Here is a 1482-nt window from a genome sequence, read left to right as displayed (position 1 = left end):
GCTGGGCGGCCAACAAGGAGATGGACCTCGCGGGCTACCGCGTGTACCGCCGGCTCCAGGGCACCTCGTACGGCACCAAGCCGCTGGCCACGACGGCCTCCACCTCGTACACGGACACCACGCTGCCGAAGAGCGGCGCGGTCTACCACTACGAGGTCCGCGCCTACGACAAGGCGGGCAACGAGTCCGCGGGTACGGCGGACAAGTCCGTCACCACCGTCGACAAGAGCGCTCCCGCGGCGCCGAAGGGGGTCGAGAACGCCTGGAAGCCCGACTACTTCGAGACGGTCAGCCTCTCCTGGTACGGGAACACCGAGGCGGACCTCGCCGGGTACAACGTGTACCGCTCCACCACCGGCAGCCCGGTCGCGCTCACCGCGGCGAACCGGCTGAACGGCGACAAGCCGCTCAGCGGCGCCTGGTACGAGCAGCCGCTGCCGCAGACCGGGGACACGTACTACTACGTCGTCACGGCGGTCGACACGCACGGCAACGAGTCGGCGGCTTCCGGCACGGCGGCGTTCTACACGCGGGACAAGACGGGTCCCGTGAACACCGCGTACAACGCGACGGCGGTCGAGGACGAGCGCGGGGTCACGCTGACCTGGGACAAGTCGGAGGCCACCAGCGAGGACTTCGTCGGGTACACGATCGTGCGCTGCAACAAGCCGTACACGGAGAGCGGGCGCACGGTCGTGGAGGTCGCCAAGGGCATCCGGGGCACGTCCTTCACGGAGGCGGCCCCGCCGCCGGGCGCCACGTACTACTACTCGGTCGTGGCTGTGGACGCCGCGGGGAACGGGGGCACCCCCTCGGTCGAGATGCCGGTCGCCGTCGCAGGGAACAGCACCCCGCCGCCCCCGGTGACGGGCATGACCGCCACCGCCCGGGAGAACGGCGTCTCGCTGAGCTGGGACGCCAGTGACGACCCCGGTCTCGACCACTACCGCATCATGCGGGGCACCCTCGTCGACGGCGAGTGGGTCTACAAGCCGCTCATCGACGCCTGGACCCACAGGCCCGAGGAGTTCACAAAGACCCACCACCTCGACCGAACGGTCGCCGATGGCGAGCAGGTCCGCTACAGCGTCGTCGCCGTCGACCAGTACGGCAACCAGCTCACCCCCGAGACCGGCGCCCCCGTCCAGGACGTCACCGAGCTCGACCTGCGCCCCGATGTCGACGCCGGCCCGGCCGTGGGCGACAACCCGCTCGGCCACCTCAACGGCGACGTGTTCGGTTCGGTCTACTGGTGGCTGGCCAGCGGCACGGGCGCCAACGGCAGCAAGGTGACCGGCTTCGCCGTCTACCGCTGGAACCGGTCGACCCACGTCTTCGACAAGGTCGACGTCCAGACGCGCGGCGACATCACCGGCTGGTCGTACGCGGACACCACCATGCCCAAGGGCACGACCACGTACTACCGCGTGACCGCCACCCTCGCCGACGGCACGGAGACGGCCGCCCGCGAGACGGCGATCG

The 1482-nt window shown here is 70.4% G+C and carries 1 protein-coding gene; it reads left to right on the top strand.

All coding sequences use genetic code 11. The features are described from left to right. Positions 1–20: 20 nt before the first annotated feature. Positions 21–1482 (top strand): hypothetical protein (locus tag AB0N06_RS38870; protein ID WP_366139372.1); only part of this gene is annotated, 1462 nt, incomplete at its 3' end.

Origin of the sequence: Streptomyces sp. NPDC051020 (assembly GCF_040683105.1) — a bacterium.
Taxonomy (GTDB): Bacteria; Actinomycetota; Actinomycetes; order Streptomycetales; family Streptomycetaceae; genus Streptomyces.
Note: the sequence above shows the minus strand (reverse complement) of the source record. Positions and strands in the feature narration are given on the sequence as shown.